This window comes from Mycobacterium sp. 134 (assembly GCF_048282715.1).
GTDB classification, from domain to species: Bacteria; Actinomycetota; Actinomycetes; order Mycobacteriales; family Mycobacteriaceae; genus Mycobacterium; species Mycobacterium septicum.
On sequence record NZ_JBLVUN010000008.1, the window covers coordinates 6,488,296 to 6,506,672 of the forward strand.

The following is an 18,377-nucleotide window of genomic DNA, read 5'->3' on the forward strand; positions in this document are numbered from 1 at the left end:
GCGTTGCGCAGTCCCGGAAATCGCTTTGCTGTGCGGGGGATGGCAGGTAGCCGACCTGGATTGGGTACGACTGGGTGCAGTAACTAACTACGCAGTCAGTTGACAGCCTGGCCAACAGGCTTGGCTGTGTTCGCGCGGCCGCGCACTATCCAGTGCGCACGGCTGCGGTGTCGGCGACGGAGGGGTTCGCCGACACCGCACGCTCGGGGCCTACGCGGTGGCCGCCAGCGCTCGTGCGTCCTCGTCGGCGAACGTGTCCTCCAACGTCAGCGGTGAATAGTCGAGGTCGATCTCCTCGAGTGGGCGGCCCCTGGCACTGCTGATGGTGCCGAATCGGCGCATGCCCTTGTCTGCGGAGTACTGCATGAACTCGTCCTGCTGCAGGCCGAACGGGATGTCCGGTGCGTAGAGGGCGAATCCCTCCTCGGTGAGTCGCAGTGCCAGCGGGATGAGTTCGTTCATCCGGTCCTCGAAGACCGCCCAGTTGGCATCGTCTGCGGCAACGTGACGCCGACAGGTGAAGGTGCCCCACGCCATGTGGCGACGCTCGTCGTCCCCGATCCGCTGGACCAGCTCCTGCATCCCGGGCAGGATTCCTCGGTCGACGCAAATCTTGTGCCACGCATAGTATCCCGTGAGCGCCAGCATTCCTTCGACGATGTGGTTGTAGGTCACGGACGCCCGGACCTGCGCGGCGGGAGACGGGTCTGTGTACAAGGCATCGAGCGACTCCGGCAGCTCCTCGTAGAACACCTGCCGGTAGGCCGGGAGCTCGTCGAAGTAGTTGTGCAGATCGTCGGTGATCCCGACGGCGTCGAGCCACATGCGGAACACCTGCGTGTGTTTGGCTTCCTCGAAGGCGAACTGCGTCAGATACATCTCGTCGCCCAGGCGCCCTTCGGACCGCATCGCACTCATGAACGGCTGGATGTCCTTGGTGACTGCCTCTTCACCCGCGATGAACTCCGCGCACAGCCGGGTGGCATATTCACGCTCCCGGTCCGTCAACGCCTCCCAGTCCGCCCGGTCGCGGGAGAAGTCGATATCGGCCGGATTCCAGAACTTCGCATTCCCCCCGGCGAACAACCGCAACGGCACACTGTCCCAATTGAGACCGCCCTTGGCGAGCGAACCGAACTTTGTGTGTGACATGGGAATTGACCTCCTCAGGTCTGGTGGGCTGCTTCGGTGGCTGGTGAGAATGCGGCCGCCAACACTGCGACGAGCCTGCGCACGGCGAGTGTCGGCTGCTCGGGGCTGGGCTCGTCCAGGCCCAGGATCGGGTCCATCCCACGCACATACGGCGCGAGGGCCAGATGCGGAAAGATCATCAACAGCAGCGACAGCAACGCGCCGGCGTCGGCGTCGGCCCGCAGATCGCCCCGGGTCTGCGCCTCCTGCACGAGGGGTCGCAGCACCTCCAGGTAGTGGCGGTGGATGACGGTCCGCACGCTGACCCGGGCGTCGGCGTCCACCTCGAAGCTCGCCGCGGCGTGCAACGAACGGTCCTGGGGATGGTCGGCGAAGTAGGCCACCCAGTCGTCGAGCAGGTCGGTGAGGAAATCGAAGAACGGCCGGTTCGGATCGAGCGTGCGGATCCGATCCTCCATGTACACCCGCACCCGCTGGCTGCCGATGTCCGCGATGAAGGCGTACAGATCGCGCTTGTCCGCGAAGTACTGGAACAGACTGCCTTTCGCCACGCCCGCGCGCCGGGCTATGACGTTGAGGCTTCCACGCGAGTACCCGTGCGCTCCGAACTCCGCCTCCGCGGCTTCCACCACGGCGGCTCGTCGAGCGGGATCCAAACGTGCCCAGGTGACCGTCGGCATCTGACTCTCCAGCCTGTATGACCACTGGTCATATTACTGTGATCGGCCTCACAGTCAAGGAGTCTTCACCGCGATCAGATGGTGCGAGACCGGCTCGCCCTCGACCCAACGCTCAACCGCCTGCTCGATGACCAGGTCGTTACCAGTCAGGCGGGTGCGGTGCTGGCGCACGTGCTCATCCCAGGACCGCACCACGAAGGCCTCGACAAACACGCCTTCGCGCTCCACAGCACGAAACAACCGCCATTGCGTGGCCCCGGTGCGCTGCCGCGACCGGCCCAACACGCCCATCGCGGCGAAGAACTCGGTCTCATGGTCAGGTTCGACGCGGTAGGAGGTCAGCACCAGGACCGGACCGTCGGGCGGCTCCGGTTCGAACACCAGGGCGGGTTCGGGCCAGTGCGCCGACGGGGTCATGTCCAGATCGCCGGTGCGCGCGTGCAACGGCCACCACCACGCCGACAAGGCACAGAACACCAGCAGCCCGGCACTGATCAGCAGCGCCGTGATGGTGCCGGTGGCACCGGCGGCCAGCCCCCACACCAGGGAGCCGATGGCCTGACCACCCATGAACGTCAACTGGTACACCGACAGCCCGCGCGCCCGCACCCAGGCGGGCAGGCTCAACTGCATCGAGGCGTTGAGCGTGGAAAGTGCCAGCAGCCATGACGAGCCGCCGACGACGAGCGCCACCAGGACGATGCCGAAACTGTGCACCAGAGCCAGAACCGCAGTGGCACCGGCGAATCCGAGAGCCGCGACGATCAACAACGTGTTCAGGCCGAAGACCGACTGCAACCGGCCCAGGACGAGGGCGCCGAGCACGGCCCCGACCCCGAGCGCACCCAGCAGCAGCCCGTAGCCGGACGACGACAACCCCAGCTGCCTGTCGGCGACCACCGCGAGCAGGCCCCACAGCGCGCTGCCCGGCGCGATGAACAACACCGCCCGCAGCAGGATTCGCCTGACGATCGGCGACCTCCGGATGAACCGGCCGCCCGCGCCGAGTGCCGCCAAGGGCCGCTCGGCGGGCAACAACTGTTCCACCGCGGGGCGGCGCCACAGCAGCAGCACGACGACGATGCCGGCGAACGACACCGCGTTGAGCGCGAACACCAGGGTCGGACCGGACAGCGACACCAGCGCCCCGGCGATCGCCGGGCCGATCGCCCTGGCACCGTTCATGCTCATGCTGCCCAGCGCGGCTGCGGCTGGAATCTGTTCGCGGGGAACGAGGTCCGGCTGGATCGCCTGCCAGGCCGGGGCTGTCAGCGCCTGCCCGCAGCCGATCAGGAACAGCAGGGTCAGCAGCACCGTCGGGGTGGCCAGCCCGGCACCGGTCAGGGTCGCGAGCGCCGCCACTCCCGCCGCCATGGCGCCCTGGGTCGCCAGCAGCAGCCTGCGCCGGTCGACCAGGTCGGCGAGCACACCGGACGGCAGGGCCAGCAGCATCACCGGCAATGTCGTGGCCGTCTGCACCAAGGGCACCAGTACCGGGGCGCGCGGATCGCCGACCAGCATCCACTGGGCACCAACCGTCTGCATCCACGTTCCAAGGTTGGAGACGAACTGCGCGATCCACAGCGCGCGGTAGATCGGCGACGCCAACGGCGCCCACGTCGACGTTGCGGTGACGGCCATCTGCCTGATCGTGCCAGCGCCGCTGCGGCATAGTGAGGACATGGCTGAAGTCCGCAACATTCCCGAAGCGCGCCAGTACGAGATCACCGTCGACGGCGAGCATGCCGGCCTCGCGGCCTACGTCGACTCCGGCGACCAGCGCGTCTTCTACCACACCGAGATCGACGACAAGTTCGGCGGACAAGGCCTGGCCGCCGAATTGGTATCGGCTGCGCTGACCGATGCCCGCGCGGCCGGCAAGCGCATCGTGGCGGTCTGCCCGTACGTCGCCAAGTACGTGCAGAAACACCACGACTTCGACGACATCCTCGACCCCGTCACCCCCGAGCTGCTGGCCCTGGTCGAGGCCGCCAACTAGATCTTTGTCGCGGTCACCAGGAAGCCCGGCATCTGTGTGCGGCCTTCGGGCAGGACCGCGTGCAGCTGGGCCGGACGGATTTCGTCGACCTGCCAGTACTTCGAAACCTCTTCGCGCAATTGGTCTTCGGTGAACTGGGTGGGGCCCGGCCCATCGTGCTCACCGAACGCTCCGGTACCGAACGCCAGAATGTAGAACCGCGCACCGGGAGCGGCCGCTCGGTGCATCGAGCGCAGGTAGCCTTCGCGCAGTTCCTCCGGCAGGGCGTGCAGCAGCCCGCTGTCGAAGATCGTGCCGAACCGCCCGTCGTACCCGGTGAGCGACGAGATGTCGGCGGCCGCGAACGTTGCACCGGCGAGCCCGCGCTCCTCGGCAGCCGCGACGGCAGCGGCTACCGCCGTCGGGCTCAGATCGATGCCGACGACGGTGTGGCCGCGCGCCGCCAGTGCCAGCGCGAGCTCGGCGTGACCGCAGCCGGCATCGAGCACTTCACCCGCCACGGCGCCGTCGGCGTCGATGATCGCGGCGTACTCCGGCTGCGGTGCACCGATGCTCCACGCAGGAGTCTGCGGCTGCCGGTAGGCGTCGTCCCAATCGATTCGGTGAGTCATGTCGTTCGTCCCTCCAGTTAGTTAAAATTTGTACTATATTGACTGTAGGTCGATATTCTCCTATTGACAAGGCGATGCTTCACACTGTTCAAACCTGAACCAGTTGGCCGATTGGAGGAGCATGGCGCGCAAGCTGTCCACAGCCGAGGAGCGGGCCTGGCGGCCCTACATCGAGTCCAGCCTGCGTCTGGAAACGCTTCTCGACGAGCGTCTCCGGGAGGCCACGAATCTCACCCTGATCGACTACCACCTGCTGATGATGTTGGCGAACGCCACGGATCAGCGCCTGCGGATGAGTGAACTCGCCGAGAAGTTGGTGTTCTCCCGCAGCCGGATCACCTATCAGATCAACTCGATGACCAAACGGGGTCTGGTACTGCGCGAACCGGTCCCCGAGGACCGCAGGGGCTACCGCGCGGTGCTGACCGCCACCGGCGCCGAGGCGCTGCGGATCGCCGTGCCACTGCACAGCGAGTCGGTGCGCGAACTGTTCTTCGACCAGATCGAGCCCGACGAACTCGACTGCATCGAGCGGGTATTCACCCGGCTACACACCCACTTGCAGACCGACCTTCTGCAACACGACGACTGAGAGCAAACACCATGACGTTCACCGCGGCCGAACTGGCCTACCTGCGTGAGCAGCCGATCGGACGGCTGAGCACCGTCGGCCGCGACGGCGACCCACAGATCCGCCCCGTCGGCGTTCACCTCAGTCCAGGCGGGTCCGGCATCGACATCGTCGGACACGCCCTGGCGTCGACGCAGAAGTGGCGCAACGTACTTCGCAACCCCCAGGTGGCGTTCATCGTCGACACGGTGCTCTCGGTACGGCCACCGGACGCCCGCGGCATCGAAATTCGCGGTACCGCAACAGCATTGTCCGGTGCGGGCACCACCGACGGCGGGCTCAGCGGCGACATCATCCGGATCGCGCCGCGCCGGATCATCAGCTGGGGACTCGACGGCGTGGGCACCACCGCCCGCGACTGGACCGAATCCCCGCACACAGCGGACTGACGGACCTAGCATCTCCCAAGTGCCGACAGTCAACACCGCCCACGGAGCCATCGACACCGCAGACCTCGGCGTCACGCTCATGCACGAGCACGTCTTCATCATGACGACCGAGCTGACCCAGAACTATCCGGAGTCCTGGGGTGACGAGGCCAGCCGGGAAACCGATGCGATCGCGCGGCTCACCGAACTCAAGTCCCACGGCGTCGACACCATCGTCGACCTCACGGTGATCGGTCTGGGCCGCTACATTCCGCGTATCGCCCGGATCGCCGAGGCCACCGACCTCAACATCGTGGTCGCCACCGGTTTCTACACCTACAACGACCTGCCGCTGGCCCTGCACTTCAACGGGCCCGCTCCGGGCCAGGTCGACCCGATGACCGAGATGTTCGTCCGCGACATCGAACACGGCATTGCCGACACCGGGATCAAAGCGGCGATCCTCAAGTGCGCCACCGACGAACCCGGCGTCACATCCGGCGTCGAGCGGGTCCTGCGGGCCGTGGCCCAGGCCCACCGGCAGACCGGGGTGCCGATCTCCACCCATACCCACGCGGCCAGCCGGCGCGGCCTCGAACAGCAGCGCATCTTCGCCGAGGAGGGCGTCGACCTGTCCCGGGTGATCATCGGCCACTGCGGCGACACCACCGACATCGGCTACCTCGAGGAGCTGATCGCCGGCGGCTCCTACATCGGCATGGACCGCTTCGGCGTCGACGTCTACCTCCCGTTCGACGAGCGGGTCGCGACCGTCGCGACCATGTGCGAGCGCGGCCACGCCGAGAACATGGTGCTCTCGCACGACACCTGGTGCTACTTCGACGCGCTGCCCGACGACCTGACCGCCCGGGCCCTGCCGAACAGTCACTACCTGCACATCCACAACGACGTGCTGCCTGCGCTACGGGAACGCGGGGTCACCGAGGACCAGATCACCACGATGCTGGTGGACAATCCGCGGCGGATCTTCGACCGCAAAGGTGGTTACTGAGATGACCGGCGTCATTCCACCGATCCCCACCCAGACCGCCCAGCTGGCCGATGCCGGCCCCGACCGCCCGGCGGTGACCTGCCAGGGCATCACGCTCACCCGGGCCGACCTGGACCGGTCAACCAACCGACTCGCCCGTGCCTACGCTGAACGCGGTGTGCGACAAGGTGATTACGTCACCATCAGCCTGCCCAACTCGATCGAATGGGTGCAGGCCACCTTGGCGGCCTGGAAACTCGGCGCGGTGCCGCAGCCGCTGTCGCCCCGGCTGCCGGACTCCGAGTTCGCCGGGATCCTGGCGTTGCGGCCCCGGGCGCTGGTGGTCGGCCGCGATGCCGGTGAAACACCATGGTTGCCCGCCGGTTTCACACCCGGGACCGAGTTGTCCGACGCACCGCTGCCCGAGGCGGTCGCGCCGACGTGGAAGTCCATGGCCTCCGGTGGCAGCACCGGACGCCCGAAGCTGATCGAGGCGGGCGGCGACAGCCGGGTGCCTGCCCTGATCGGAGTTCCGCTGGGCGCCCAATCCGATGACGTCACGCTGATGTCGGTGCCGTTGAGCCACAACACCGGTTTCACCACATTCGCGATCGCCCTGCTGCAGGGTCACCACCTCGTACTGATGCCCCGCTTCGACCCGGCCGAGTTCTTGGCGCTGGTCACCGAGCACCGCGTGACGTTCCTGACCACGGTGCCCACCATCATGCAGCGGCTGCTGCCGGTCTACCGGGCCGACCCGAACGCCTATGACCTGTCGAGCATTCGGCGGTTCTGGCACCTGGGCGCCCCCTGCCCGCCCGCGATCAAGCAGGCGTGGATCGATCTGCTCGGCCCCGAGACGGTCTGGGAACTGTACGGCGGCACCGAACTGCAGGCGCTGACGTTCATCTCCGGGGAGCAGTGGCTGGCCCACCCCGGATCGGTCGGTGTGGTGGTGGCCGGTGAGATGAAAGTGCTCGACGACGACGGACGCGAATGCCCGCCCGGTGTCACCGGCGAGATCTACATGCGGCCGGGCCCCGGCAGCGCGCCCACCTACCGCTACGTCGGCAGCACGGCCAAGAGCCGCGACGGCTGGGACTCCCTGGGCGATCTGGGGTACTACGTCGACGACGGACCCGATCGCTTCTTCTATCTCAACGACCGGCGCGTGGACATGTTCACCGTGGGCGGGAAGAACGTGTACCCGGCCGAGATCGAAGCCGCGCTGGCCGACCATCCCGACGTGCTGTCCTGTCTGGTCGTCGGCGTACCCCACGCGGATCTGGGTCAGGTACCGCACGCTCTGGTGCAGCCCACGGACGGGGCGGACCTGGATGTCGCTGCGGTGCAGGCCTTTCTCCGTGAACGCCTGTCCGGCTACAAGGTGCCCGCCGAGGTGGAGTTTGTCGACACCCCGCTGCGTGACGACGCAGGCAAGGCCCGTCGCACCGCGGTGCGTGACGAGGTCATCGCGCGGCTGGGGCAGGCTCCGGCTCGGCGGTGATCGAGCTGTCCAGCGGCGGCACGGGGCTCTCGTTCCGGTACTCCCAGCGCCGCAACGCTTCCCGGCACGGTGATTCCACCAGCGCGTAACTCACCGCGGCGAGGGCGAAGCCGAACACCAGGGTCAGCACCAACACCACCAGCATCTGCCCGTTGAACAGGAACTCCCCGATCATCGGGAACACCATGGCCAACGCCGCCAGATGCCAGACGAACAGCCCGTAGGACCAACGGCCCAGCGTCACCATCACCCGGTTGCCCAGAATCGGGTGCCTGGTGCCGGGGTGATCGAGGACCAGCGGCGCCAGCAGCGCGCCCGCGACGATCGCGCCCATCGCGGTCTTCAGCGTCACCTGGCCGACCGAGCCCGGGCGCAGCCCTTCCAGGCCGGCCAGCGGCGAGGCCGCGATCCCGAATGCCACCGCGGCGATGACGCCCATCAGAATCCGGCGCCGGGCCAGCCGGTGCACCCAGCCGAATGGACTCACCGTGAGTTCAGCGAGCACCATCCCCGCGGCGAACCAGGAGAAGAACGCCGGCGGCCAGTTCCACGGGTTGAGCCCGGTGGTGCCGGAGAACGGGATGCGCACCCACAACAGGCTCAGCGCCGCCACCGCGATGATCACGCCGATGCGGGCCCGCACCGGCAACCGCCGTGCCAGCAGCGCCAGTATCGGCAACGCCAGATAGAAACTGACCTCGACCGACAGGCTCCACATCTGGGTCAGTCCCGCGGTCAGGGTCAACGGCACATAGATCTGGGTCAGGGTCAGGTTCGCCAGCCACACCGTCAGATCGGCCTTGGCCTCCGGAAGCAGCAGGATGATCACCACCACGGCGACCACATAGCCGGGCATGATGCGCACGATGCGGGATCGCAGGTAATGGCCGGTGCGCGGGCGAGGGCGCAACCCGCGCGCCGCCGCGGCATGGCCGCGCCACAGCAGGAACCCCGAGAGCGCGAAGAACACGGCGACCGCGAGGTCGAACCGGCCGAAGAACCGGCCGCTCACCCCGGTGGTGTGTCCGGTCTGGAAGGCGACGTGGGTGAGAACCACACCCATGGCCGCGCACGCGCGCATGCCTTCGACAGCCGGCAGGAAACTGCGGGTTCCTCCGACCTCTACATCTGGACCGGCTTCCGGGTCCGATGCTCGGGTGGCCACGGCGACCAGTGTGCCGCGCCGTGGCAACCCCGCCAAACTGCGGGTTAATGCACCCGCGGCGTGCCACCGGAGTAAGTGATGGCCTTAAATAGTGCTGTTAGGGTCGAACGGGTTTGCCTCACGACGAGTTGGCCCACACCGAAGGAGGCCCGGTTTGAACCGCGCAGTGGCGCTGCGTATCGCGGCATGTGGACTGATGGGGCTGGGTGCAGCCCTGCTCATTGCCGCACTGTTGCTGACCACCTACACCAAGGGCAAGATCGCCAAGATCCCGCTCAATCTGGATGCCAGCCTGGTCAGCGATGGAACCGCGACCGCTTTCGATCCGGAATCGCTGGTGGCACCGAAGTTCTCGGTGGACCGCAACGTGCCGGTCGCCCTCCAGCAACAGGTCAGTGTGGAATCACCGTCGAACGCCGAGGTGGTGACGCTGCAAGTGGGCAGCACACTGCGGCGCACGGACCAGCAGAAGGACTCCGGCCTGCTGTTGGCGCTGGTGGACACCGTCACGATGAACCGCAGCACCGCGCTGGCCGTGTCCAGCGACAACAACCCGGGCGGCGCGCTGCAGAAGCCGCGGGCCATCGAGGACGAGAAGCCACCGACGAACGTGGCGTTGCCGCACGAGGGCCTGACCTACCGGTTCCCGTTCGACACCGAGAAGAAGACGTACCCGTTCTTCGACCCGATCGCACAGAAGCCGTTCGACGCGAACTACGACGGTGAAGAAGACGTCAACGGGTTGACCACCTACCGGTTCATCCAGAACGTGGGCTACGACTCCGACGGCAAGCTCGCCGAGCCGGTCAAGTACTCCTCGCTCTACGAGGACGACGCCGACAGTTCGGTCACCGCGAGCCCCGAGATGTGGGGCGTGCCCGGCGAACCCGACGAGCGGATCACGATGGACCGCTTCTACGCCGCGCAGCGCACCTTCTGGGTCGACCCGGTGTCCGGCACCATCGTCAAGGCGCAGGACCACGGCTACCAGTACTACGCGCGGGACGCGCTCAAGCCCGAGGTGACCTACGTCGACTACAAGGTCACCTACAACGAGGACACCGTGGAGTCCCAGGTCGCGGCCGCTCAGGATGAGCGCGACCGGGTGTCACTGTGGACCCGCGTCCTGCCGATCACGTTCACCGCACTGGGTCTGCTGGCACTCATCGGTGGCGCCGTGGTGGGGTCATTCGCGGTGCGTGCCGAGTCCACTCTGATCGATCCGGGACTCGACACCGCCGATCACGGCTTCTTCGACACCCAGGGCTTCCAGGTTCCCGGGGCTGAGGCGAAGACGGAGAAACTACCCGCTCAACGACCGTCCGACCTACCACCGGACCGGCCGGTCTGAGCCTGCGCTCTGCTCTGCTGCCGGCCTATGCGCTGGCACTGTCGTTGTCGATAACCGGGCCCCTGTTGGGGCCCGGTTATCTGCTTTTGCGCGACGCGGTCTCCACCCCGCGCTCGTATCTGACCGACGCGGCGCTGGGCTTGACCGAGGCCGCGCCGAGGGCGCTGCCGCAGGACTTTTTCGTCGCCCTGACCTCCGCCGTGCTCGACGGCGGGGTGGTCGTCAAGATCATGTTGGTCGCGGGTCTGTGGCTGGCCGGTTGGGGAGCCGCGCGGCTTGCCTCGACCGTGCTGGGACCCGGGTTGCCCGGCCAGTTCATCGCGGCGACCCTGGCCATCTGGAATCCGTACGTGGCCGAGCGGTTGTTGCAGGGGCACTGGAGCCTGCTGGTCGGCTACGGCTGCCTGCCCTGGGTGGCGGTGTGCGTGCTGCGCCTGCGGGCCGAGCCGGAGGCGGGCCCGGTGTGGGGTCTGCTGTTCTGGACCGCGCTCGCCGGGTTGACGCCGACGGGCCTGATGCTGGCCGCGACCGTCGCGCTCGTGTGCGTTGCGGCCCCTGGCGATGGCCGGCGACGCCTGCAGGTCGCCGGGCTCGGGTTGGGGGCCGCCGTGCTGGCCGCGGCGCCGTGGCTGGTGGCCGCGGCTGTCGGCGGAACAGTGTCATCCCCGGGGTCGGCGGCGGGAGTCCACGCCTTCGCAGCCCGCGCCGAGCCCGGGCTGGCCACCCTCGGCAGCCTGGCCGGCCTCGGCGGTATCTGGAACGGTGACGCGGTGCCCGGTTCGCGCACAACGCTTTTCGCACTGGTCGCCACCGCTGTACTGCTCGGCATCGTCGCACTCGGCCTGCCGGTGGTGGCGCGCAACCGTACGGCGGCACCGCTGCTGATTCTCGCAGCGGCGGCGGTGTTGATCCCGGCAGCCATGGCCACCGGGCCAGGGCTCGCGTTGGTGGACGCGACGATCAGGGCGTTGCCCGGCCTCGGCGTGGTGCGGGACGGACAGAAATGGGTGGCGCTGGCCATGCCGGGCTACGTGCTGGCCGCCGCAGCAGCGCCGGTCACCTTGAGCCGGCTGCGGGTACCGCCGGCCGCGGCGGCCGCGGTGGGCTGCGCGGCACTCGTCGCGGTCTTGCCCGATCTGATGTGGGGTGTGGGCAATCACATGCGGGCCGTGCAGTATCCGCCCGGGTGGGCCGGCGCGGCGGCAGCGATCAACGCCGATCCCCGACCGGTGGCGGTGCTGCCACCGGACAGCATGCGGTCGTTCTACTGGGCCGGTGCCGCACCGGTGCTCGATCCGCTGCCCCGGTGGCTGCGCGCCGAGGTGCTGTCCACCGGCGATCTGGTGATCGGTGCCGAAGTCGTGCCAGGAGAGGGAACGCGGGCCCAGGCGGTGCAAGACCTGCTGCGCTCAGGCGCAGACCGGCAGACGGTGGCCGACGCCGGTGTCGGCTGGTTGGTAGTCGAAACCAACGGTGTGCCGGCGAAACTGGATCTTCCGGTGGCATATCGGGATGGCGATATCGCCGTGTACCGGATCGGCGGCGACCACCCGGCCTCACCGCGCCGAAACCTGTTGATCGCTGCCCATCTGGTGTGGCTGCTGGCGCTGGCCGGCGGGGCTGCCGGGATGGCGGTCAGTTTCTGGCGCCGTCCGCGCGTGGAGAACTCCGCGTTGACTTTGAGCTGACGCCGCATTTTTGCGGGTAGCGGTGTGCGTGGTTTCAAAGTCAACCAACGCGGGCTTCGGAAGAAGTGGCGGGACCGACTTACACCAAGCCGCTGACGAAATTGCCCTCGTGCACGGATCCCAATACGGCGTGCATCGCGTCCGCGCTGAGCCGCCAGGAGAATTCGTCGCTACGCGTCTGAGCCTTGCTGCCCAACTGCACGCGCATCACCGGGTCGCTCAACAGCTGGCGGATCCCCGTCACCAGGGCGTCACGATCCTCGACCAACAGCCCGGTGACCCCGTCGACGATCGAGTCGGTCAGTCCGCCGGACGCGCGATACCCGATGGTGGGCACCCCGTGCTGGGCGGCCTCGGTGACGGCAAGTCCCCAGCCTTCTTTGCGCGACGGCAGCACGTGCACCCAGCTCTGCTGCAGCACACGGTGTTTGGTCTCTTCGTCGACATGACCGTGGAACGTCACCGAATCGGAGATGCCCAGAAGTTCGGCGTGCTCGACCAGCCGCCGCTGCCACCAGCCGCCGCCAAGGATGTCCAGGTGCAGTCCGGGTACCTCGGCACGCAGTGCCGCGACCGCCTCCAGAGCGTCTTCGATCTGCTTGTGCGGCACCAGCCGCGACAGCACGACGAGCCGGGGGCTGGTCGACCGGGGCAGCTCCAGCGTCGGGCCGGGCGCCTCGTCAAGTCCGTTGCGCACCACAGCAATCCGGCCGGAGTCCACCCCGAGCTCGTTCAGATCGCGGGCCGAGGGCAGTGACACGGTGACGTACTGGTTGCGGCGGTGCAGCCGCGGGGAGAGTTTCGACTCGACGAACCAGCCGATCCGGCCCTTCATCGGGCCGGCCACCGGCCACAGTTCCCGGTGGCAGTGATGCACGAGCACCGCGACCCGGCGGCCGAAGGCCAGCCGGGCCAGGAACGGCAAGCCGTTCTGGGTGTCGACGACCACGTCGGGCCGGACCCTGCGCAACGGCCCGAGGCCGACGCGGGAGGCCACCATGGCCAGCCCGGCCCAGATGTACACGCTGTAGGGACCACCGGCCCGGTTGATCTGCACGCCGTCGACCACCTCGCGACGGGCCGCCCCCGGGTAACGCGCGGTCCGCAACGTGACGTTGACGCCGTCTTCGGCCAGACACGCGCCGATCCGCTGCAGATAGGCCTCGCTGCCGCCGCCTTGGGGATGCCCGGTATCGCGCCAGCACAAGAGCAGGACGCTCCGCAGGCGTGCATCAGGACGGGCAGACATCGTGTTGAGGGTACCGGTCAGTAGGTTGGGCGGGTGCAGCCCAGCGACATCTCCGCGCGCTTCGCCCGCCGGGCGACCCTGAGCCGGTCGGTGCGCCTACTGGCGCAGTTCCGGTTCGAGCAGAGCGAACCGGCCCGGTTCTACGGGGCGCTGGCCGCCGATACCGTCGCCTTGACCACCGATCTGTGGACGGCCGCCACCGGCGAATCTCCGGCCGGACGCACCGTGCTCGACGTGGGCGGCGGGCCCGGCTACTTCGCGTCGGCGTTCGATCAGGCGGGCATGCACTACATCGGGGTGGAGCCGGACCCGCGTGAGATGCACGCCGGCCCCGCCGCCGACGCGACTGAGGGCACGTTCGTGCGGGCCTCGGGGATGGCGCTGCCGTTCGCCGACGACAGTGTCGACATCTGCCTGTCCTCCAATGTCGCCGAGCATGTGCCGCACCCGTGGCGGTTGGGCAACGAGATGTTGCGGGTGACCAAGCCCGGCGGACTGGTGGTGTTGTCCTACACCGTCTGGCTCGGCCCGTTCGGCGGCCACGAGATGGGGCTGACGCACTATCTGGGCGGGGCCCGGGCAGCCGAGCGGTACACCCGCAAACACGGTCATCGACCCAAGAACGACTACGGCTCGTCGTTGTTCGCGGTGTCGGCCGCCGACGGCCTGCAGTGGGCGCGCTCGACCGGCGCGCTGGTCGCCGCTTTTCCTCGCTACCACCCACGATGGGCCTGGTGGATGACGGCGGTGCCAGGGTTGCGGGAGTTCCTGGTGAGCAATCTGGTGCTGGTCCTGCGGCCGTCCTGACCATCTACTGGAACAGGTTCTCGTTTTTGCGGGAAATCTAGGTAATGTGACGTCCATGACACAGAGCGCAACTGTCGCCAAGACTGAATACGACAAGCTGTTCATCGGTGGCCAGTGGGTCGAGCCCTCGACCTCCGAGGTCATCGAGGTCGTCTCCCCCGCGACCGGCGAAAAGGTCGGTCAGGTTCCGTTGGCGGCCGAAGCCGACGTCAACGCGGCCTGCGCCGCGGCCCGCAAGGCGTTCGACGAAGGCCCGTGGCCCCACATGTCGCCCGAGGAGCGCCAGGGCGTGCTGGCCAAGGCTGTCGAGCTGATCAACGAGCGGGCCGACGACTTCAAGCACCTGCTGAAGCTGGAGACCGGCCAGCCGCCGACCATCGTCGACATGATGCAGTTCGGCGCGGGCGTGTCGAGCCTGCAGTACTACGCCGGCGCGGCCGACAAGTACGACTGGAAAGACATCCGCGACGGCATCTACGGCCAGACCCTGGTCATCAAGGAGCCGATCGGCGTCGTCGGCGCCGTCATCGCCTGGAACGTGCCATTCTTCCTGGCCTGCAACAAGCTGGGTCCGGCCCTGCTCGCCGGCTGCACCGTCGTGCTCAAGCCGGCCGGTGAGACCCCGCTGACCACCAACCTGTTCGCCGAGGTGCTCACCGAGGCGGGCCTGCCCGAGGGCGTGCTCTCGGTGGTGCCAGGCGGCCCGGAGACCGGTCGCGCCCTGACCGCCAACCCCGAGCTGGACAAGTTCACCTTCACCGGCTCCAGCGGTGTCGGCAAGGAGATCGGCAAGATCGCCGCCGAGAAGCTCAAGCCCTGCACGCTGGAACTCGGCGGCAAGTCCGCGGCGATCATCCTCGAGGACGCCGACGTGGACTCGACCCTGCCGATGCTGGTGTTCTCCGGCCTGATGAACTGCGGCCAGGCCTGTGTGGGCCAGACCCGCATCCTGGCGCCGCGGTCGCGTTACGACGAGGTCGTCGAGAAGCTCTCCGCCGCCGTCGCGGCGATGCCGGTCGGCCTGCCTGACGACCCGGCCTCGATGATCGGCCCGCTGATCTCCGAGAAGCAGCGCGAACGGGTCGAGGGCTACATCAAGAAGGGCGTCGAGGAGGGTGCGCGCATCGTCACCGGCGGCGGCCGCCCCGAGGGCCTGGATTCGGGCTGGTTCGTGCAGCCCACCGTGTTCGCCGATGTCGACAACTCGATGACCATCGCCCAGGAGGAGATCTTCGGGCCGGTGCTCGTGGTTATTCCGTTCGACACCGAGGAAGACGCGGTCCGCATCGCCAACGATTCGCCGTACGGCCTGGCCGGCAGCGTGTACACGACGGACTTCCCCAAGGCCGTCGAGATCGCCTCGAAGATCCGCACCGGCACCTACGCGGTGAACATGTACGCCTTCGATCCCGGCGCCCCGTTCGGCGGCTTCAAGAACTCGGGTATCGGACGCGAGAACGGCCCGGAAGGCATCGACGCCTACACCCAGGCCAAGAGTGTGCTGCTGCCGTTCGGCTACACCCCGGAGTAAAACTCGTCGGGAGTTATCCCCGCGAACAGCCGCAAATGTCCCGGAAGACCTCGGTTTTCCGGGACATTTGTGTCTTCTCGGCCAGGAAGTGGACAGCCGGGATTCAGGTTCGGCGGTTAGCGTGGCCGCTCCGACTATGAGGAGGCACCATGGCAGTTTCCGTGGATCTGGCGAAGTCGCTCGACAAGGCCTATGAGGACAAATCGCTCAAGGAGATCCTGGACGCCTCGCCCGCCGCACTGGCCGGGGTCACCGACGCCGACGCCGAGCATCTCGCCGCGGCGTTCAACATCAAGACCGTGCGCCAGCTCGGGTCCAACAAGTTCTTCGCGGTGGCCGCGGCGCTGGTCGCGCTGGAGTCCGCCGGCTGATCCTCAGCGGCCCTGGAAGTTCGCGGCGCGTCGCTCGACGAAGGACTGCACACCTTCGGCGGCGTCAGCGGTGCCGAACAGTTCGGCAACCACCGGCCGCAACCGGGCGATCGCCGCGACGTCCCCTTCGCGGTGCGCGGTGTGCGCCGAGGCGAGGGTGGCCCGGACCCCGAGCGGCGCGGCGCGATCGGCAATGGTGTGCGCGATTTCCTTTGCTCGAGCGACGGCCGTATCGGCATCGGGCGCGACCTCCTGGATCAGCCCGATGCGATGCGCCTCTGTCGCGTCGAACTCGTCACCGGTGAGCAGCCACCGCATGGCATTGCCCCAGCCGGCCTGACGTGGCATGCGCAGAGTGGCGCCGCCGAACGGATAGATGCCCCGGAGCACCTCGATCTGCGCGAACCGGGTGTCCTTGGCTGCGACGCGGATGTCGGCGGCCAGGAGTAGTTCGATGCCGAGGGTCAGGCATCTGCCCTGGGCCGCGGCGACGACCGGTTTCGTCCACTCGCCGTCGAGGCGCCACGGGTCGCGTCCGCCCTCGGGCATGGGCAGTTCACCGCTGGCGACATACGGCGCAACGTCGACGAGATCGAGGCCTGCGGTGAAGTGCTCACCGTGTGCGAACAGCACACCGACGCGCAGGTCGTCGTCGGATTCCAGCAGTCCGTAGGCGAGCGAGAGATCGGTGAGCATCGCGACGTTGAACGCGTTGCGTTTCTCCGGGCGGTTCAGTCCGATCAGCAGGACGTGGCCATCCCGCTGCAGGGTGAGGGTGCCCAGGGCCGGGTCTGTCGTCATAGGGGCAGTCAACGCCCCCTCACAGAATTATGCAAGTCATCATAATTCTGGCTCGCTCCGTCACCCTGGTGAGGACCTGTTCAGAAGCAGTTCACCTGCTAGTCTTTTGCGTACAAGCATGCTCGTTGGATACTCGAGACCATGCGAGGATTCCGCCATTTCTATGGTGGATAACATAGAAGGGCGGTGCGCGATGTGGGTCGTTGAACTCAACCTCGCCGGTCACCGGTTCACCCGTCGGGTCCGCACACCACACACCCCGGTGCGCACCATCACCCCTCGGATGCTGCTTCGCTGTTCCTCGCAGTTCCTGCATGACCGGGCCGCCTGACACCGCCGCGAAGCCTCGCAACAAGCGCGGCTCCACCCGCGCCCGCATGCTCAGCAGCGCGGTCGAGGTGCTGCGCGAGCGGGGCGCCGCCGGCGTCACGATCGATGAAGTCCTCACCCGCAGCGGCGCACCGCGCGGTTCGGTGTACCACCATTTCCCCGGCGGGCGTCGCCAGATCCTGATCGAGGCGCTCCAGTTCGCCGCGGACCGGATCGGCGACGTCATCGGTGCCGAAACTTCCGACAGCGCATGGGATCTCGTGCACCGATTCGTCGAATTCTGGGAACGCGTGCTCATCGGAAGCGATTTCACCGCAGGTTGCCCGGTCGTCGCGGTGGCGATCGCCGCCCCGGACGAGGAACCCGACCTCACCGCGGCGGCCGCCGCCATCTTCGACCGCTGGCGCACCGCCCTGGCCGGGGCCTTCGCCGCCGACGGTTTCGACGAATCCGACGCGTCCTCCCTGGCGGTGATGTGCATCGCCACCCTCGAGGGCGCCGTGGTGCTTTGCCGGTCGTCCCGATCGGTCGGCCCTTTACACGATGTCGCCCGGCAACTCGAATTCCTGATCAAGTCAAGGGAATTCGTCCGGCGCAACGGCGTGCCGCAGTTCAGCCGGCAGTCACCCTGACCCATCGGGCACAGACGAAGTCACCGTTGGTCCCGGATTCGGCGAGCGCCCACTCGGACCGAACCGGCAGGACCGGCGACCCCGCCCCCAGAGTGCAGGGCGCGTAGCTGACGATCATCTCGTCGATCAGCCCGGCCGTCACGAACTGGGCGGCGACGTCCCCTCCGCCGACCACCCAGACATCCTTGTCCGCTGCGGCCTCGACCAGCTTCGGGTACAGCTCGGCGACATCTCCGGAGAACACCTGCACCGGGTAGTCGGTGGAGATGATCTGCGGCCGATGGGTCAGCACCCATGTCGGCTGCTCGTACCCCCATTCGTCGGGATGGTTCTTCACGATCCACTCGTAGGTGGCCGACCCCATCGCCAGCGCGCCAATGGTTTTGATGAATTCGTCGTACCCGAAGGGGCCCTGCTGGTCGATGGCCCGTGAGATCAGCCAGTCCAGGCTGTCCTCGGTGTCGACGATGAACCCGTCCAAGCTCGACGCGGTGTAGTACACGGTCTTCACCA

General features: G+C 67.6%; 19 protein-coding genes and 1 pseudogene. 12 read left to right on the plus strand and 8 right to left on the minus strand.

What is annotated here, in order from left to right; all coding sequences use genetic code 11:
• Positions 1–210: 210 nt before the first annotated feature.
• From ACNQVK_RS35760 to ACNQVK_RS35770, 3 genes and pseudogenes are all read right to left on the minus strand, one after another.
• Positions 211–1,152, minus strand: a complete 942-nt coding sequence (locus ACNQVK_RS35760; protein WP_211156963.1) for a R2-like ligand-binding oxidase — start codon at positions 1,150–1,152, stop codon at positions 211–213.
• A gap of 4 nt (positions 1,153–1,156) precedes the next feature.
• Positions 1,157–1,832: pseudogene (locus tag ACNQVK_RS35765) on the minus strand (TetR/AcrR family transcriptional regulator); the annotation flags it as partial.
• A 54-nt stretch (positions 1,833–1,886) separates the two neighbouring features.
• Positions 1,887–3,473, minus strand: a complete 1,587-nt coding sequence (locus ACNQVK_RS35770) for an MFS transporter (RefSeq protein WP_418033566.1) — start codon at positions 3,471–3,473, stop codon at positions 1,887–1,889.
• A gap of 40 nt (positions 3,474–3,513) precedes the next feature.
• Here ACNQVK_RS35770 and ACNQVK_RS35775 point away from each other — a divergent pair, with 40 nt between their 5' ends.
• Complete coding sequence (locus ACNQVK_RS35775; RefSeq protein WP_418033567.1) at positions 3,514–3,831, plus strand: GNAT family N-acetyltransferase; 318 nt, start codon at positions 3,514–3,516, stop codon at positions 3,829–3,831.
• On the opposite strand, the gene ACNQVK_RS35780 is transcribed toward ACNQVK_RS35775, so the two are convergent.
• On the minus strand, positions 3,828–4,442 hold the full coding sequence (locus ACNQVK_RS35780) for a class I SAM-dependent methyltransferase (protein ID WP_418033568.1): 615 nt from the start codon (positions 4,440–4,442) through the stop codon (positions 3,828–3,830). The genes ACNQVK_RS35775 and ACNQVK_RS35780 overlap by 4 nt on opposite strands.
• Positions 4,443–4,563: 121 nt before the next feature.
• Between ACNQVK_RS35780 and ACNQVK_RS35785 the strand changes: the two genes are divergently transcribed.
• The 4 genes from ACNQVK_RS35785 to ACNQVK_RS35800 are packed head-to-tail and all read left to right on the plus strand — an operon-like array spanning position 4,564 to position 7,939.
• Complete coding sequence (locus tag ACNQVK_RS35785) at positions 4,564–5,034, plus strand: MarR family winged helix-turn-helix transcriptional regulator (protein WP_418033569.1); 471 nt, start codon at positions 4,564–4,566, stop codon at positions 5,032–5,034.
• Between the two features lie 11 nt (positions 5,035–5,045).
• Positions 5,046–5,462, plus strand: a complete 417-nt coding sequence (locus tag ACNQVK_RS35790; RefSeq protein ID WP_211156958.1) for a PPOX class F420-dependent oxidoreductase — start codon at positions 5,046–5,048, stop codon at positions 5,460–5,462.
• A gap of 19 nt (positions 5,463–5,481) precedes the next feature.
• Positions 5,482–6,453, plus strand: a complete 972-nt coding sequence (locus ACNQVK_RS35795) for a phosphotriesterase family protein (RefSeq protein WP_418033570.1) — start codon at positions 5,482–5,484, stop codon at positions 6,451–6,453.
• A 1-nt stretch (position 6,454) separates the two neighbouring features.
• Complete coding sequence (locus ACNQVK_RS35800; RefSeq protein ID WP_418033571.1) at positions 6,455–7,939, plus strand: AMP-binding protein; 1,485 nt, start codon at positions 6,455–6,457, stop codon at positions 7,937–7,939.
• On the opposite strand, the gene ACNQVK_RS35805 is transcribed toward ACNQVK_RS35800, so the two are convergent.
• On the minus strand, positions 7,902–9,020 hold the full coding sequence (locus tag ACNQVK_RS35805) for an acyltransferase family protein (RefSeq protein WP_418034546.1): 1,119 nt from the start codon (positions 9,018–9,020) through the stop codon (positions 7,902–7,904). The two genes, ACNQVK_RS35800 and ACNQVK_RS35805, sit on opposite strands and share 38 nt — an antisense overlap.
• Positions 9,021–9,258: 238 nt before the next feature.
• On the opposite strand from ACNQVK_RS35805, the gene ACNQVK_RS35810 reads away from it, so the two are divergent.
• The gene (locus ACNQVK_RS35810) at positions 9,259–10,455 is read left to right on the plus strand and encodes a DUF3068 domain-containing protein (protein ID WP_276129444.1); all 1,197 of its coding nucleotides are present in this window, start codon (positions 9,259–9,261) and stop codon (positions 10,453–10,455) included.
• A 14-nt stretch (positions 10,456–10,469) separates the two neighbouring features.
• Positions 10,470–12,143 (plus strand): hypothetical protein, encoded by a 1,674-nt coding sequence (locus ACNQVK_RS35815; RefSeq protein WP_418034548.1) that lies wholly within the window; start codon positions 10,470–10,472, stop codon positions 12,141–12,143.
• Between the two features lie 79 nt (positions 12,144–12,222).
• Here ACNQVK_RS35815 and ACNQVK_RS35820 read toward each other — a convergent pair whose 3' ends face one another.
• On the minus strand, positions 12,223–13,392 hold the full coding sequence (locus ACNQVK_RS35820) for a glycosyltransferase family 4 protein (RefSeq protein ID WP_418033572.1): 1,170 nt from the start codon (positions 13,390–13,392) through the stop codon (positions 12,223–12,225).
• Positions 13,393–13,440: 48 nt separating this feature from the next.
• Between ACNQVK_RS35820 and ACNQVK_RS35825 the strand changes: the two genes are divergently transcribed.
• The 3 genes from ACNQVK_RS35825 (at position 13,441) to ACNQVK_RS35835 (ending at position 16,101) form a co-directional block, all read left to right on the plus strand.
• Complete coding sequence (locus ACNQVK_RS35825) at positions 13,441–14,199, plus strand: class I SAM-dependent methyltransferase (protein WP_418034550.1); 759 nt, start codon at positions 13,441–13,443, stop codon at positions 14,197–14,199.
• A gap of 55 nt (positions 14,200–14,254) precedes the next feature.
• Positions 14,255–15,730 carry an aldehyde dehydrogenase gene (locus ACNQVK_RS35830; RefSeq protein ID WP_409552608.1) on the plus strand — a complete coding sequence of 492 codons (1,476 nt, stop codon included), beginning with the start codon at positions 14,255–14,257 and terminating at the stop codon, positions 15,728–15,730.
• A 149-nt stretch (positions 15,731–15,879) separates the two neighbouring features.
• On the plus strand, positions 15,880–16,101 hold the full coding sequence (locus ACNQVK_RS35835) for a hypothetical protein (protein WP_036446466.1): 222 nt from the start codon (positions 15,880–15,882) through the stop codon (positions 16,099–16,101).
• Between the two features lie 3 nt (positions 16,102–16,104).
• Here ACNQVK_RS35835 and ACNQVK_RS35840 read toward each other — a convergent pair whose 3' ends face one another.
• On the minus strand, positions 16,105–16,902 hold the full coding sequence (locus tag ACNQVK_RS35840; protein ID WP_418033573.1) for a crotonase/enoyl-CoA hydratase family protein: 798 nt from the start codon (positions 16,900–16,902) through the stop codon (positions 16,105–16,107).
• A 193-nt stretch (positions 16,903–17,095) separates the two neighbouring features.
• On the opposite strand from ACNQVK_RS35840, the gene ACNQVK_RS35845 reads away from it, so the two are divergent.
• Both ACNQVK_RS35845 and ACNQVK_RS35850 read left to right on the plus strand, forming a co-directional pair.
• Complete coding sequence (locus ACNQVK_RS35845; protein WP_418033574.1) at positions 17,096–17,233, plus strand: hypothetical protein; 138 nt, start codon at positions 17,096–17,098, stop codon at positions 17,231–17,233.
• Positions 17,217–17,864, plus strand: a complete 648-nt coding sequence (locus tag ACNQVK_RS35850; protein ID WP_418033575.1) for a TetR/AcrR family transcriptional regulator — start codon at positions 17,217–17,219, stop codon at positions 17,862–17,864. Before ACNQVK_RS35845 ends, ACNQVK_RS35850 begins: the two co-directional genes overlap by 17 nt.
• Here ACNQVK_RS35850 and ACNQVK_RS35855 read toward each other — a convergent pair.
• On the minus strand, positions 17,845–18,375 hold the full coding sequence (locus ACNQVK_RS35855; RefSeq protein WP_418033576.1) for a dihydrofolate reductase family protein: 531 nt from the start codon (positions 18,373–18,375) through the stop codon (positions 17,845–17,847). The genes ACNQVK_RS35850 and ACNQVK_RS35855 overlap by 20 nt on opposite strands.
• Positions 18,376–18,377 lie beyond the last annotated feature (2 nt).

Excerpts from the sequence above, each read along its gene's own strand:
- ACNQVK_RS35760 (WP_211156963.1), bottom strand. The coding sequence starts at position 1,152 with ATGTCACACACAAAGTTCGGTTCGCTCGCCAAGGGCGGTCTCAATTGG.
- ACNQVK_RS35770 (WP_418033566.1), bottom strand. The coding sequence starts at position 3,473 with ATGGCCGTCACCGCAACGTCGACGTGGGCGCCGTTGGCGTCGCCGATC.
- ACNQVK_RS35775 (WP_418033567.1), top strand. The coding sequence starts at position 3,514 with ATGGCTGAAGTCCGCAACATTCCCGAAGCGCGCCAGTACGAGATCACC.
- ACNQVK_RS35780 (WP_418033568.1), bottom strand. The coding sequence starts at position 4,442 with ATGACTCACCGAATCGATTGGGACGACGCCTACCGGCAGCCGCAGACT.
- ACNQVK_RS35785 (WP_418033569.1), top strand. The coding sequence starts at position 4,564 with ATGGCGCGCAAGCTGTCCACAGCCGAGGAGCGGGCCTGGCGGCCCTAC.
- ACNQVK_RS35790 (WP_211156958.1), top strand. The coding sequence starts at position 5,046 with ATGACGTTCACCGCGGCCGAACTGGCCTACCTGCGTGAGCAGCCGATC.
- ACNQVK_RS35800 (WP_418033571.1), top strand. The coding sequence starts at position 6,455 with ATGACCGGCGTCATTCCACCGATCCCCACCCAGACCGCCCAGCTGGCC.
- ACNQVK_RS35805 (WP_418034546.1), bottom strand. The coding sequence starts at position 9,020 with ATGCGCGCGTGCGCGGCCATGGGTGTGGTTCTCACCCACGTCGCCTTC.
- ACNQVK_RS35820 (WP_418033572.1), bottom strand. The coding sequence starts at position 13,392 with ATGTCTGCCCGTCCTGATGCACGCCTGCGGAGCGTCCTGCTCTTGTGC.
- ACNQVK_RS35830 (WP_409552608.1), top strand. The coding sequence starts at position 14,255 with ATGACACAGAGCGCAACTGTCGCCAAGACTGAATACGACAAGCTGTTC.
- ACNQVK_RS35835 (WP_036446466.1), top strand. The coding sequence starts at position 15,880 with ATGGCAGTTTCCGTGGATCTGGCGAAGTCGCTCGACAAGGCCTATGAG.
- ACNQVK_RS35840 (WP_418033573.1), bottom strand. The coding sequence starts at position 16,902 with ATGACGACAGACCCGGCCCTGGGCACCCTCACCCTGCAGCGGGATGGC.
- ACNQVK_RS35845 (WP_418033574.1), top strand. The coding sequence starts at position 17,096 with ATGTGGGTCGTTGAACTCAACCTCGCCGGTCACCGGTTCACCCGTCGG.
- ACNQVK_RS35850 (WP_418033575.1), top strand. The coding sequence starts at position 17,217 with ATGACCGGGCCGCCTGACACCGCCGCGAAGCCTCGCAACAAGCGCGGC.